Origin of the sequence: Aurantimonas sp. A3-2-R12, assembly GCF_036016755.1 — a bacterium.
GTDB lineage: Bacteria > Pseudomonadota > Alphaproteobacteria > Rhizobiales > Rhizobiaceae > Aurantimonas > Aurantimonas coralicida_A.
In genome coordinates, this window is record NZ_JAYXIH010000004.1 from 172,347 (window position 1) to 183,742 (window position 11,396).

The 11,396-nt window shown below is 63.4% G+C and carries 11 protein-coding genes and 1 pseudogene; 1 reads left to right on the forward strand and 11 read right to left on the reverse strand.

Annotated features, from left to right (window positions below):
* Position 1: 1 nt before the first annotated feature.
* The 4 genes from VSX60_RS03840 to VSX60_RS03855 all read right to left on the reverse strand — a co-directional run bounded on the left by VSX60_RS03840 (position 2) and on the right by VSX60_RS03855 (position 3,662).
* Positions 2 to 625 carry a precorrin-8X methylmutase gene (locus VSX60_RS03840; RefSeq protein ID WP_327622844.1) on the reverse strand — a complete coding sequence of 208 codons (624 nt, stop codon included), beginning with the start codon at positions 623 to 625 and terminating at the stop codon, positions 2 to 4.
* A 935-nt stretch (positions 626 to 1,560) separates the two neighbouring features.
* The gene (locus VSX60_RS03845) at positions 1,561 to 2,715 is read right to left on the reverse strand and encodes a sirohydrochlorin chelatase (RefSeq protein WP_327622828.1); all 1,155 of its coding nucleotides are present in this window, start codon (positions 2,713 to 2,715) and stop codon (positions 1,561 to 1,563) included.
* A gap of 255 nt (positions 2,716 to 2,970) precedes the next feature.
* Positions 2,971 to 3,411 carry a type II toxin-antitoxin system VapC family toxin gene (locus VSX60_RS03850; protein ID WP_327622829.1) on the reverse strand — a complete coding sequence of 147 codons (441 nt, stop codon included), beginning with the start codon at positions 3,409 to 3,411 and terminating at the stop codon, positions 2,971 to 2,973.
* Positions 3,411 to 3,662 carry a type II toxin-antitoxin system Phd/YefM family antitoxin gene (locus VSX60_RS03855; protein ID WP_327622830.1) on the reverse strand — a complete coding sequence of 84 codons (252 nt, stop codon included), beginning with the start codon at positions 3,660 to 3,662 and terminating at the stop codon, positions 3,411 to 3,413. The genes VSX60_RS03850 and VSX60_RS03855 overlap by 1 nt, the downstream gene beginning before the upstream one ends.
* Positions 3,663 to 3,769: 107 nt before the next feature.
* On the opposite strand from VSX60_RS03855, the gene VSX60_RS03860 reads away from it, so the two are divergent.
* Complete coding sequence (locus VSX60_RS03860) at positions 3,770 to 5,263, forward strand: cobyric acid synthase (protein ID WP_327622832.1); 1,494 nt, start codon at positions 3,770 to 3,772, stop codon at positions 5,261 to 5,263.
* On the opposite strand, the gene VSX60_RS03865 is transcribed toward VSX60_RS03860, so the two are convergent.
* The 7 genes and pseudogenes from VSX60_RS03865 to VSX60_RS03895 all read right to left on the reverse strand — a co-directional run bounded on the left by VSX60_RS03865 (position 5,229) and on the right by VSX60_RS03895 (position 11,027).
* Positions 5,229 to 6,032, reverse strand: a complete 804-nt coding sequence (locus tag VSX60_RS03865; protein WP_327622833.1) for a hypothetical protein — start codon at positions 6,030 to 6,032, stop codon at positions 5,229 to 5,231. The genes VSX60_RS03860 and VSX60_RS03865 overlap by 35 nt on opposite strands.
* Entirely contained in the window at positions 6,029 to 6,643 is a 615-nt protein-coding gene (locus VSX60_RS03870; RefSeq protein WP_327622834.1) for a hypothetical protein, read from the reverse strand. The genes VSX60_RS03865 and VSX60_RS03870 overlap by 4 nt, the downstream gene beginning before the upstream one ends.
* A 163-nt stretch (positions 6,644 to 6,806) precedes the next feature.
* Entirely contained in the window at positions 6,807 to 7,652 is an 846-nt protein-coding gene (locus VSX60_RS03875) for an SDR family NAD(P)-dependent oxidoreductase (protein ID WP_327622835.1), read from the reverse strand.
* Between the two features lie 112 nt (positions 7,653 to 7,764).
* Positions 7,765 to 7,926: a DUF3096 domain-containing protein gene (locus tag VSX60_RS03880; RefSeq protein WP_327622836.1), complete on the reverse strand. Its 162-nt coding sequence runs from the start codon at positions 7,924 to 7,926 to the stop codon at positions 7,765 to 7,767.
* Between the two features lie 44 nt (positions 7,927 to 7,970).
* Positions 7,971 to 8,750, reverse strand: a complete 780-nt coding sequence (locus tag VSX60_RS03885) for a 3-hydroxybutyrate dehydrogenase (RefSeq protein ID WP_327622837.1) — start codon at positions 8,748 to 8,750, stop codon at positions 7,971 to 7,973.
* Between the two features lie 116 nt (positions 8,751 to 8,866).
* Positions 8,867 to 10,147 (reverse strand): annotated as a pseudogene (locus VSX60_RS03890) (methyl-accepting chemotaxis protein); the annotation flags it as partial.
* Positions 10,148 to 10,706: 559 nt separating this feature from the next.
* Positions 10,707 to 11,027, reverse strand: a complete 321-nt coding sequence (locus tag VSX60_RS03895) for a hypothetical protein (RefSeq protein WP_327622839.1) — start codon at positions 11,025 to 11,027, stop codon at positions 10,707 to 10,709.
* Positions 11,028 to 11,396 lie beyond the last annotated feature (369 nt).

An 11,396-nucleotide genomic window follows, 5' to 3' on the forward strand; every position in this document is an offset into this window, starting at 1 on the left:
GTCAGTTAAGACCGCTTGCCAGCGCGTTCACTGCCGCCGCCGCCATGGCGCTGCCTCCGCGGCGCCCCGTCAGCGTGACGAAGGGCACGCCGTGGACGTCGCGCGCAAGCTCGGCCTTCGATTCCGCCGCGCCGACGAAACCGACCGGCAGGCCAATGATCAGGGCCGGTCGGGGCGCCCCTTCCTCCAGCTTTTCCAGCAGGCGATAGAGCGCGGTCGGCGCGTTGCCGATCGCGACCACGGCCCCTTCCATCAGATCGGTCCACAGATCGACCTGCGCGGCGGAGCGGGTGGTGCCCTCGCGCTCGGCGATTCGCCGTGTGCGCGGGTCGCCGAGCCGGCAGACGATCTTGTTCTGGCGCGGCAGCTTGGCGGAGATGATGCCGTGCGACACCATTTCGGAATCGCACAAGATCGGCGCGCCGCTTTCGAGCGCCCCGCGCCCTGCCTCGATCGCGCCTTCGGAAAGAACCAGATTGGAGAGAATGTCCGGCATGCCGCAGGCGTGGATCAGGCGGATCGCCAGATCATGACCGGCCTCCGGCACATGCGACAAATCCGCTTCCTGGCGGATCAGCCGAAAGCTTTCGGCGTAGATCGCCGCAGGGTTGCGGATGTAGGACAAGCGCGCGCCGGGGGCGAGATAGGGGTCTGACTCTTCGGCGGCGGTCTCGACCAACCGATGTCCCAGCCCAGCGATCCAGCCTTCCTCGGACAACACGGCGGCAGACTCGGCCTCGGACAGATCGGCCGGAGCCGACAGGACTTCGCCGAGGCGTCCTTCCGCGTCGAAGCGCGCGAAGATGTCGGCGAGGGTTTCGACCTGCGCCTCATCGAGGCAGGATTTGTCGCCCTGCTCGACCGGCACCAGACCAGGATAGATCTCCGCCAACACGATCGGCGCGGCGAGGTTGTCCGCAAAGCCCGTCTCGAACGGCCAGACGGCCAAATGCTCCGCGAATTCCGGATCGCGCCGAAGATGCTCGAGCCGGGCGAGGCCGGTGATCACCTGGCTGCCGACACTGCCGGCAAAAGCGAGCTTCCACACCGGCTGGGCCTTGACCGCCCGGCGCTCGGCGAGACGCCGCTCGGCGAGCCCGGTCGGATAGGGCTCGGGTTTGGCGACCGGCAGGCCCGGAATCTCCTGATGCATCGGCCGCCCCCAATACATCGGCGCCGTGGCCAACGCCTCGCGGTTCAGCCGGCCGGCGACCTCGAAGCGATTGGAGAAATTATCGTCGCGATCCTTGAGCGCGTCGGCGAAAAAGCCCCACAGCGCCCGCCAGTCCGGCGCACCGGCGATCGCGGCGGTGGCGCCGGCCGGATAGCCGAAGGGAAAGTCGAAGCCGGCGAAGACGCGCTTGTTCTCGGCCAGCGCGTCGCGGAAGAACTGACGCAGCTTCGCCATCGCGGCACTGCGGGTCGGCGGGTTCACCGTCTCGAGAATTCGCGTCTCGGCTCCGTTGCGCTCGGCAAACGCGATCCAGATCGAATCCTTGCCGGTGGTCGGCGTGTTGGACGCGGACCAGTCGATGATCGCGTAGCGGTCGTATAGCGGCTTCATGGCTTGCTCACCGCCGCCTTCTGCATCGCCCCCGCTTTCATAGACCGCGGACCAAGCGGATGGTCGGCCTGCGGATAGGGGTGGTGGTGATGGCTGGCGTCGCCATGCGAATGGCCGTGGTCATGATCGTGATGATGGGCCTGCCCTCCTTCATGCGTATGGTCATGGTCGTGATGGACATGACCGCCCGCAGGGGCGATTTGATGACCGTGGTCATGCCCCTGCGCCGCCGCGCGGCAGGCGCCGGTGCAGACGGTGTCGCAAAGCAGACAGTCGGCCGAGGAGCCGAGGCCCTCGACGTGATGGTGATGGCTCTCCTGGGCGAGCCCGACCTCCGCCTCGAAGCCCAGCACCTGCTCGCGATATTTGCACATCTGGCAGTTCATGTTGTTGGTGCCTTCGAGGATCTCGTTCAGGCGATCGACGAAGGTTTCCACCACAAGGTCATGGGCGGCGAGATAGCCGGCCTTGAGGAACCGGATCTCGGGATGGCGGGCCGCGACATTGTCGGTCTGGTCGTAGATCCGCCGCACCAGCACGCCGGTGAACAGGAAATAGGGAAAGACGACGATACGCCGGTAGCCGAGCCGGGCGGCATGGTCGAGGCCGGGTTCGACCAGCGGGAAGGTGACGCCCGAATAGGCGGTCTCGCCCCAGCCGAAGCCAAGGCCCTCCCACAGCATCCGCATGACCTTGGAAACGTTGGAGTTGGCGTCTGGATCCGAGGCCCCGCGTCCGACCACGACCAGCATGGTGTCGTGCAGCGGCTCGCCCTCGCGCCAGCCGTCGGCGACGAGGCACGCCTTGATCCGATCGCCGGCGGCCCGGATCATCTTCGGATCGATGCCCAACTCGCGGCCATATTCGATCTGAAGGCCGTTGGCGGCCGCATAGGTGTTGAGGACCGAGGGAATGTCGTTCTTGGCGTGACCGGCGGCGAACAGCATTCCCGGCAATGCCAGGACGGTGTCCGCGCCGCTTTCCCGCAGGCGGTCGAGGCCGTCGCGAATGACCGGCTTGGCGAATTCCAGATAGCCGTGTTCGACACGCCAGTCCGGCAGGCGCGCGCGGAGCTTGTCCGCCAGGCCGCCAAACTCGGTCATCGCGCCCTGGTCGCGGCTGCCATGGCCGCACAGCATCAGAGCCTTCATCATCGGCCTCCGTTCATCTCGTTTCGACGCCGGAGGAGCCGCGCCCGGCGAATCCGGCGCGCGGTTCGGTCCGACAGCTCCGTCTTAGCCCCCTGCTTGGGTCGGCCGCACCGGAATGTGTTTCAGCCCGTAACCGGGCACCGTCAGTTTCGTCAAAACCGGTAGACCGGGAGAGCCACACGGTCAAACGGAGTCTGCGAAAGCGGGTGTCGCCCGGCAACCGCCAAATCGATCTGGGCACGCGCGGCAAGCCGCTTATCGCGGGCGCGGGCCGGAGCGATCCGCCTGCCAGGGATCGATGATCTCGACGCCGAATGGTACGAAATCGCCAATATTGCGGGTGACGACAGGAAGTTTCAGCTCCAGCGCCGTTGCCGCAATGAGCGCGTCGTTCGTGGACGCGCTGTTCGGCGTCGGAAGTGTCGCGCAGCGACGCGCGATCGCCAGCGTCACATCGATGACGCGGTTATCCAGCAGCGGCAGAACCAGCGCTTCGAGCCATTCGCGCAGCAGTCGCGCGAAGTTCGCGTCCCGCCTCTCCTGGCGCAGGATGCCGAACTCGATTTCGAGGATCGTCACGATCGACACGCCGAAATCCTCCGGCGCGATTGCCGCGATGAAGCCCCTGAAATGGTCGTTGGTCCGCTCAGGCCGCCGGCTGTCGGAAATAACGTTGGTGTCGAACAGATAATGCATCAGCCAAGATCGACGTCCCGGGTCGCGATGTCCACGCGCTCGGGGGAGAAATCGAAGTCGGCTTCGGGACGAGGATCGGCCAGGAAGTCGAGAAGCGTCGGCCGCTGGCGTGATAGCCGCCGGTATTCCGCCTCGGACATCAGGACGAAGGCCGGCTCTCCGCGCTCGGTGATGCGAACGGGAGCCTTCCGCGCCGCTTCCTTGACGCGGCCATGTTGCTGATTGAACGCGCGACTGCCGAAGGTCTGCATGGCTGCCCCATCTGTATTACGTTCTCTCAAATGTAATACAGACATCCCGGACGATCAAGCTCGGGCCGGGCACTGGACTTGCGCCGCGCGTCGGGCGAGGAGGGAACATGCGCCAGACCGCCGCCATCATGCTGCAGGGCACCGGCTCCGATGTCGGCAAGACGGTGCTCGTCGCCGGGCTCTGCCGGCTGTTTGCCCGGCGCGGGCTCGCCGTCCGCCCGTTCAAGCCGCAGAACATGTCGAACAACGCGGCCGTCGCGGCAATCCCCGGCACGGCGGATTTCGGCGAGATCGGCCGGGCGCAATGGCTGCAGGCGCTGGCCTGCGGCACGCCGCCGACCGTCGACATGAATCCGGTGCTATTGAAGCCGCAATCGGAGACCGGTAGCCAGATCGTGGTTCGCGGTCGCGTCGTCGGGGAGGCCAAGGGCCGCGATTACCAGCGGCTGAAGCCGGCACTCCTTCAGAACGTGCTCGACAGCTTCGCGGCGCTCTCGGCCGAGGCCGATCTCATCATCGTCGAGGGCGCCGGCTCGCCGGCCGAGATCAATCTTCGAGCCGGCGACATCGCCAATATGGGTTTTGCCACCGCCGCGAAGGTGCCGGTGATCCTCGTCGGCGACATCGATCGCGGCGGCGTCATCGCCTCGCTCGTCGGCACCCACGCGATCCTGACCGAAGACGATCGGGCGATGGTGACGGGCTTTTTGATCAACAAGTTCCGCGGCGACGTCTCGCTGTTCGACGCCGGGCTGGCCGCCATCACCCGGTTTACCGGCTGGCCGTCCTTCGGCGTCGTGCCGCATCTGAGCGCCGCTGCGAAACTGCCGGCCGAGGATTCCGTCGCGCTGGAGCGCCTGTCGCACAGCGGCCAGTCAGGCAAACTCAAGATCGCCGTCCCCCTGCTCGGCCGGATCGCCAATTTCGACGATCTCGATCCGCTGAAGGCCGAGCCGGATATCGCGGTCGCGTTCATACGACCCGGCGAGAGCCTGCCGGACGACGCGGCGCTGGTGCTCCTTCCGGGCTCGAAATCGACCATCGCCGATCTTGCCGCCTTCCGAGCAAACGGCTGGGACCGGGACCTTGCCGCCCATCATGCGCGCGGCGGCCATGTCGTCGGCCTGTGCGGCGGCTACCAGATGCTGGGGCGCCTCGTCCGCGACCCGGACGGCATCGAGGGGCCGGTGCGCGAAGCGGAAGGGCTCGGCCTCCTCAACGTCGAAACCGTGATGGAGCCGGAAAAAACCGTGCGCGAGGCCCGCGCGACGACGCCCGACGGCGAGCCACTGGAGGGCTATGAGATCCATCTCGGCCGTACCACCGGCCCGGACTGCGCCCGGCCGGTGTGCCTCATCGACGGGCAGCCGGACGGCGCGACATCGGCCGATGGCCGCGTCTTCGGCACCTATCTGCACGGGTTGTTCGGGGCCGACGACTGGCGCCGGCGCTATCTGTCGCGCTTCGGGCTGGAGGCCGCCGGACCCGGCTACCGTGCCGGCGTCGAGGCCGCGCTGGATGAGATCGCCGACGCGTTGGAACGGGTGGTGGATGTGGAGGCGCTGCTTACTCGCGCAAAGGTTGTGGCAACTGCTGAATAGTGATGCCCCCGGCGCTACTTAGATCCATCGATTTTTGCGCCTCGTGCAAAACAAGCTGCCAACTCTTGGAAATATCTTTGGCAGCGATCATATTTTCAGGTGAGGAATTCATGAAGTAATCTTGGACCGCCCTTGCGGGAGACGTTTCATCCATTTCCTGTCCAAACAGCCAGAAATCGCCCGCAAACGCACACTCAGATTTATTTGACGTTTGATGTTGCGCGACTACAATTTTTTCAACGTCGCCGGGCAGGGAAGCCACCGCGCCATCAGTTGATGTATACCAGGTCCCACTTCCCGATTTTCCGTTGGCCGCGCTGGCTACAGCTGCAGGGAGTGCAGCGCAGTCAACGGTGAAAGCCTTTCTCATCGCGGCTAACGAACTATCCTCCGAAAGAATACTCAGCTGAACATCATAACCAACGCGGCCTGCATTGTAGGCCCACGATAATAATGGAATTGGTGGCCTCGCGTCTCCACACTTACTTTCGCTATACTCAACATTATTCACTGCAATTGCAATCTCATCAGATTGATTACAGTATGATATCATTATTGTATCTTCATCAATTTGGGATTTTACCTCGGCGATCTCAAACGTTCCGTCTTTTACGTTAACGTATGAACCTCTAATAAACGATGCCGCCTGAACTGCTACGATTTTTTTCACGAATTCATTGCTATCTCCCGATATACTTTTTTCGGCTTGCGCAAATACATCCGACGTCGCCATTGCCATCAATGCGATTGAAAGCGAGCCATATCTCATCGATTAACGCTCCTTATGCCAATGACCTCATTATTAACAATTGAATAGACCACCCCATGTTGCCGCGGATTATTCGAACTTCGGCATAATACAAATGTCATTTTGCCATCTGAAAAAATATGCGACGAGTTTCGTCGCTCCAAACAAAGGGATATTGACGCTTTAATATCTGCATCAACAATCTCGTCAAAACTTTTTTTGCTTAATGTCATATAGTATTTAGCGCGTTTTTCATCCCACACCGCTTCCGCTAACGCGTCACCCGCCGCTTTTCCTGTAAGGTATAAAAAAGCGAATCCCGCGAATATAGAAACCGCGCCTACCGAAATTTTTCCCAATGGTGAAATATTGACAGCTATCTCGACCTGCCTGCCATTACCACCCCACGTCGCCGCCACCACTAAGAGGTTGAAAACCAAAAACATCACTAAAAATAGCGGATATGTAATCACCTTAAAGGAAAATATCAGAATCTCCTGCAAAGAAAGCTCCGCCTCCGTCCAATCGATTCCGAATCTTGCAAGATAACTTGAAATGTATATTGTGCCAGAAAAATATAGTATGGCTACTGGCAGTGCCGTCCAAGCCAAATCCTTTATCTTTGCGTCCATGCATGCCCCGCGCCCACATTTTTCTCCCAGCACGCAATTTCAGGACCCATTAGAATATTATATGATCTTCTCCTTACGTCAAATCAAATGAATGCCTCCTTTGGCGTTGAATAAGCCGAAGTCGCGTAGTCGACGGCATCGCCTACGATCCTGTCAACGTTTATCATTCCCGCCCCGCCCACGCCTTGAACTTCTCCGCCCAATCCGCGTGCCAGCGCGACAGCGGCGGGCGGTTCTCCACGAGGTCGCCGGCCGCCCAAGCGATACGCTTTTCGTCCATCTCCCGCGTCACCTCGCCATCCGGGCAGAGGATGTAGAAATCCTCGGTGCCGAGTTTCTCCAGCATGAAATCGGCGGTCTGCTCGGGGGTCCAGGCCCCGTCCGGCTTCTCGGTGCGGCCCTTTTGGGTCAAGGGCGTGAAGACGAAGCCGGGGATCATCAGGCGCGCCTCGATGCGGCAGCCTTCGCGGTTGCGCAGATCATGCTGCAGCGCTTCGGCAAACGCTTTCACCCCGGCCTTGGCGACATTGTAGGCGGGGTCGCCCGGCGGCGTGGTGATGCCCTGCTTGGAGCCTGTGACGACGATCAGTCCCGGCTCGCCCTCCGCGACCATCCGCTCGCCGAAGACCTGCGCGACATGGATGATCCCGTGCAGATTGGAGCGCAGAACCGCGTCCCAGTTGGCGACTGGGCCGAAGATGTCGCTGCCGGGCTGGATACCGGCATTGTCGAAGACGAGGTGAACCGTCCCGAAGCGCCCGAACAGGTTCTTCGCCAGCGCCTCGACCGCCGCGCGATCGCCGACGTCGGTGTTCGAGGTCAGCACACTGCCGGACGGGCTCAGCGCCGACACCGCTTCCTTGGCTTCGGCCAGACGCTCGGCAGCACGGTCGACGAGGCAGACTGTCATGCCGGTTTCCGCGAAGCGCTTGGCTGCGGCCAACCCGATACCGGAGGCGCCGCCGGTGACGACGGCGATCCGGCCTTCAGCGATCACGGGATGGGTCATCACGATCTCCTTTCGCGCGAGTTCGCCGCGAATGGCCGCGACGTTGTACTGTCCGGGCCGTCAGCCTCGCGACGTCATGGCAGATTGCCTGCCGACGCGCTGGCGCCGCACCTCAGCCGGCTGTGCCGAAGCGGGTCAAGAAGTCGGGGAACATCGCGGTCAATCCAACGAAGATCAGATAGAACGCGACGATGTAGCTGAGCAGCCGTGGCATGATCAGGATCAGGATTCCGGCGACCAGCGCGACGATCGGCTGGAGGGTGATGATTTCCATGGGAGACTCCTTCTTTCGGCAAGAGAGATAGCACGCGCATCGCGTCAGGCCATGTGCCAGCCATGGCTCGGCACGATCGACTGGCCGGTGAGGGCGTTCGAGGGGAAAGCGGCGAGGAACACGGCGACCGCGGCGACATCCGCCATGGTCGTGAATTCCTGGTCGACTGTTTCCCCGAGCATGATCCGGTCGACGACCTCCTGCTCGGTAATGCCAAGATCGCGTGCCTGCTCGGGGATCTGCTTTTCCACGAGCGGCGTTTTCACGAAACCGGGGCAGATCGTGTTGGCGCGCACCCCATGTTTGGCGCCCTCCTTGGCCATCACCCGGGACAGTCCGAGAATGCCGTGTTTGGCCGCGACATAGGCGCTTTTCAGCGCCGAGGCCTCGTGGCTGTGGACCGAGCCCATGTAGATCAGCGCGCCGGATTGTTGCGGATACATGTGTTTCACGCAGGCCTTGGTCAGCAAGAACGAGCCGTCGAGATGGATTGCCACCAGCTTGCGAAACTCGGCATAGGGAAAGTCCTCGATCGGGTGGACGATCTGGATGCCGGCGTTGGAGATCATCGTGTCTACGCGGCCGAATCGGGCCGCGACGTTGTCGACGCCAGCGTTCACCGCGCTTTCGTCGGTGACATCCATCGTCACCGCCATCGCTTCGGCGCCGGCCGCTTCCAGTTCGACGACAACCGCGTCGGCCCCGGCCCTATCGATGTCGCAGACCGCGACCTTGGCCCCCTCCCGCGCGAAGGCGAGGGCGATTTCCTTGCCGATGCCCGAGCCGGCACCGGTGATGACGGCGACATTGCCTTCCAATTGCATGACCGCGCTCCTTGTTGTCCGTCCGCGGACATGGAAAGGCCGGCGAGAACTTAAAGTCCCCGCCGGCCCCGATGACCGAATTTATCCATGATCCGACCGGGTTGCCCCGGCTGGGGTCAGAACTCTTCCCAGCTGTCGGTGTTGGTCTGTTCGGCACGGGCGGCGCCGCCCGTTCCGGTGGTCTTCATCTGCGGCACGCCGCGCGACGCGGTCGCCGGCCGTGCCGACTGGGCCGCGTTGCCGCGAGAGCGCGACGCCTGCTGACCCCGCCCAGAGCCGGCCGAGCCGGCGGTCTTGAACTGCGCCATCGCGCTCGCCAGTTCCTCGGTTTCGTTGGTCAGCGTCTGGCTCGCCGCCGTCGCCTCTTCCACCATCGCCGCGTTCTGCTGCGTCACCTTATCCATCTGATCGGCCGCGCCGGAGACTTCCCTGAGGCTGGTCGCCTGCTCCTTGGCGCTCACCGCGATGGTTGCGATCAGCTCGGCCATCGAACTGACCTCGGCGACGATCTCGTCCAGCGACTTGCCAGACGCGGTGACCAGCTCGACGCCGCTCTCCACCTGGCTGCGCGAGGTCGCGATCAGCGTCTTGATCTCCTTGGCGGCTTCCGCCGAGCGCTGGGCCAGCCCGCGCACTTCCTGGGCAACCACCGCAAAGCCCTTGCCGGCTTCACCCGCCCGCGCCGCCTCGACGCCGGNGGCTTCCGCCGAGCGCTGGGCCAGCCCGCGCACTTCCTGGGCAACCACCGCAAAGCCCTTGCCGGCTTCACCCGCCCGCGCCGCCTCGACGCCGGCGTTTAGCGCCAGCAAATTGGTCTGGAAGGCGATCTCGTCGATCACCGAGATGATCTGGTTGATCTGCTCGGAGGATTTCTCGATCTGGCTCATCGCCGCCACCGCCTGGCCGACGATCTCGCCGCCCTTTTCGGCCTTGCCGCGGGCAGCACTCGCCGCCGTCTGCGCCTTGCCGGCGCCCTCGGCGGTTTCATTCACCGCCGTCGTCACCTCGCCCAGCGCCGCCACCGTCTCTTCCAGGTTCGCCGCCTGCTGTTCGGTGCGCTGCGCCAGATCGTTCGAGGCCGTGTTGATCTCCTGCAGGCCCGACCGGATCGAACCGATCGAGGTCACTACATTGCCGATCGCATCTTCCAGCTTGGCGACGCTGGCGTTGAACTTCGCCCGGATCGGCTCGAACTCGGCCGCCACCGGCTCGGCCATGCGCACCGTCAGGTCGCCCGCCGACAGCCGCTCGAAGCCAACCTCCACCACACCGACAAAAGCGCGCAGATCCTCGGCCTTGGCATTGTCCAGCGCTGCCTGGCGGGTCTGTTCCGCCTCGCGTTCGCGGGAGAGCCGTTCTGTTTCCTGGCTGGATGCTTCCGCACGACCCTGTTCTTCCCGCGCAAGCTCGGTCGCCTCGGCAATGCTCTTGAACATGGCGGAGACCGTATAGGCGAGCCACAGAAGGACAGCGGCTTCCGTAACCAAGATGACCGCGTGTAGACCGAAGCGCACGACATCGGTGCCGCCGGGATAGATCGCCGCCGGCAACGCGAAGTTCAGCACCAGGTGGTGCAGGGCGGTTGCCACCGTCGCCCCCGCGATCACACGCCAATCGAACATCGCTCCGACCACCGCCAGACCGGCGAAATAGGCCATGTGCATATCGACTTGAAGGTAGTTGCCGCTGAGCGCCGAAACGAGGATGGAAATGTTGCCGACGAGGCCGACGGCGCAAACCATTCGCGCCGTCGATCCGAGGTCGGCCCTCCGGGAGAGCAGCAGACTGACGACCGCGATGGCGACTGCGGCAAACGTCGGCGCGATGACCGACCGGGCATTCGCCATTTCAACCAGCATGATCACCGGCACGAAACCGAACTGGCCGAGAGAGATCCAGCTCGTGATACGGGCGCGGTGCGCATCAAGGTTTTTCATCGCATTCATGGTCGAGTTCCTAGTCAGTGGTGCTTGCGCAGCCGATCGTGGCAGCGTCGAGAACGAGCCATGCACCGGTGGCGCGAAGCCGCCCCGGCAAGCCTTCGTCGGTGAATTCGAGTACGGCTACGGAGGGCCAGGCCCCCGCATCTATGAGATTGCCGGCCCTGGCGGCCGCTTGGATGACACGCGCTTGCGGCCACCATGGCGGAAAAACCGCCGCGAGGCTTTCGGTACTGGCGAGACTGGGACCCGGGATCGCGACGATGAGGGTCGCCAACGCCATGACGGACCCGGCGATCCAGCTGAGCGTGTGCGATTTCATTGCGGTCGTGAACATTATCGGACGCCTTGCAGCGGGAATATCGCAGCGGCAAGAACTGTCATGCTCGCACCAGCCCCCCGCCGAAGTCATTGTTTAACGAGCGAATCTGAATAGATCGCAAACATGATCGATCGATCGACCGGATGGGTTTGAGCCCCGAAGGTCGCTGTCCAAAGATTGCCGTTAGGGTAATAGAGCCGGGTAGCGGTCCGGGGCGTCGGCCCGTTATACCAACCTGCGGTGATAGGGACCTATTCGATGGCGCTGGACGGGCTTGTCCGGCCAGGAGCGCCGCGCGGTTCGATGCGGCGCATCGGGCAAGCGGTGCGACGCCGTCCGGCAAGCCCGTACAGCCCACCTTTGGCCGGGCGCTCGCCGCGCCTG

What these genes read in the sequence shown, in the direction of transcription:
- VSX60_RS03845 (WP_327622828.1), bottom strand. Translation starts at nt 2,715, where the DNA reads ATGAAGGCTCTGATGCTGTGCGGCCATGGCAGCCGCGACCAGGGCGCG.
- VSX60_RS03850 (WP_327622829.1), bottom strand. Translation starts at nt 3,411, where the DNA reads ATGCATTATCTGTTCGACACCAACGTTATTTCCGACAGCCGGCGGCCT.
- VSX60_RS03855 (WP_327622830.1), bottom strand. Translation starts at nt 3,662, where the DNA reads ATGCAGACCTTCGGCAGTCGCGCGTTCAATCAGCAACATGGCCGCGTC.
- VSX60_RS03860 (WP_327622832.1), top strand. Translation starts at nt 3,770, where the DNA reads ATGCGCCAGACCGCCGCCATCATGCTGCAGGGCACCGGCTCCGATGTC.
- VSX60_RS03865 (WP_327622833.1), bottom strand. Translation starts at nt 6,032, where the DNA reads ATGAGATATGGCTCGCTTTCAATCGCATTGATGGCAATGGCGACGTCG.
- VSX60_RS03870 (WP_327622834.1), bottom strand. Translation starts at nt 6,643, where the DNA reads ATGGACGCAAAGATAAAGGATTTGGCTTGGACGGCACTGCCAGTAGCC.
- VSX60_RS03875 (WP_327622835.1), bottom strand. Translation starts at nt 7,652, where the DNA reads ATGACCCATCCCGTGATCGCTGAAGGCCGGATCGCCGTCGTCACCGGC.
- VSX60_RS03880 (WP_327622836.1), bottom strand. Translation starts at nt 7,926, where the DNA reads ATGGAAATCATCACCCTCCAGCCGATCGTCGCGCTGGTCGCCGGAATC.
- VSX60_RS03885 (WP_327622837.1), bottom strand. Translation starts at nt 8,750, where the DNA reads ATGCAATTGGAAGGCAATGTCGCCGTCATCACCGGTGCCGGCTCGGGC.
- VSX60_RS03895 (WP_327622839.1), bottom strand. Translation starts at nt 11,027, where the DNA reads ATGTTCACGACCGCAATGAAATCGCACACGCTCAGCTGGATCGCCGGG.